Below are 1,243 nucleotides of genomic sequence, written 5' to 3'. Positions count from 1 at the left end.
GCGGGCCGCGGCCCGGATCAACCACCCCGCGGTCGTCACCGTCCACGACGTCCTTGAGTACGACGACCGGCCCTGGATCGTGATGGAGCTGGTCGAGGGCCGTTCGCTCGCGGACGCCGTCAAGGAGCAGGGCCGCATCGACCCCGTCGAGGCCGCCCGCATCGGCCTGTGGACCCTGAAGGCCCTGCGCGCCGCGCACGCCGCCGGGGTCCTGCACCGCGACGTCAAGCCCGGCAACGTACTCCTGGCCGATGACCGGCGCGTCCTGCTCACCGACTTCGGCATCGCCGCGATCGAGGGGGACTCGACGATCACGCGGACCGGCGAGGTCGTCGGTTCCGTCGACTATCTGGCGCCCGAGCGGGTCAGCGGCGCCAACCCCGGGCCCGCGTCCGACCTGTGGGCGCTCGGCGCCACGCTGTACACGGCGGTGGAGGGGAACTCCCCGTTCCGGCGCACGTCCCCGCTGGGCACCATGCAGGCCGTGGTCACGGAGGAGCCCGCGCCCGCCGAGTACGCGGGGGCGCTGGCCCCTGTCATCGGCGCGCTCCTCCGCAAGGACCCGGAGACCCGGCCGACCGCGGAGGTCGCCGAGCTGATGCTCGCCGAGGCGGCGGAGGGGCGGCGGCCGAGCGCGGCGCAGGCGTACGTGCCTACGCAGATCCACGCGACGTCCCAGCAGCCGCAGCCGCAGCCGCCGACCCGGCACCAGCACACACCGCAGCCGCAGGACCCGCACCAGCACACACCGCAGTACGGCCACCACCCCGTAGAGCCCGGCACGGTCATCCACGGAACCGGAAACGGAAACGGTGCCGGTACCGGAAACGGATTCAGCACAGTCACCGGCACAGGCACAGGCACAGGCACCGGCACCGGCACCGGCCCCAACTCCGCACCCCACAACTCCGGCACCGTCGTCCACGGCACCCACCAGTCCGCTGCCCGCCCGCCGAAGCGCCGCAAGCGGGCCGCGATCGTCGCGGTGGTCGCCGCGGCCGTGCTGCTCGGCGGTGGAAGCGCCGGCTACCTGTACTTCGAGGTCCGCGACAACGGCAGTACGGAGCAGTCGAGCGACGGAGTCCCGGGCAAGACCGTCGGCGGCATCCCCAAGGACTGGCCGCGGGTGAACGACACCGAGGGCGGCTTCAGCCTCAGGCTGCCCAAGGGCTGGGAGCGCGAGGCGGACGGCAGCCAGATCGACTACACCCCCGACCACGGACGGCATTTCGTACGCATCGGC

General features: G+C 73.1%; 1 protein-coding gene. It reads left to right on the top strand.

Going from position 1 to position 1,243, the window contains the following annotated elements; all coding sequences use genetic code 11:
• Nucleotides 1-1,243 (top strand): serine/threonine-protein kinase (locus tag ACZ5CR_RS45945; protein WP_468869865.1); only part of this gene is annotated, 1,243 nt, incomplete at both ends.

Source organism: Streptomyces sp. NPDC031274 (assembly GCF_055570235.1).
The sequence above is the reverse complement of the archived record's forward strand: the minus strand, read 5'-3'. Positions and strand labels throughout refer to the sequence as shown.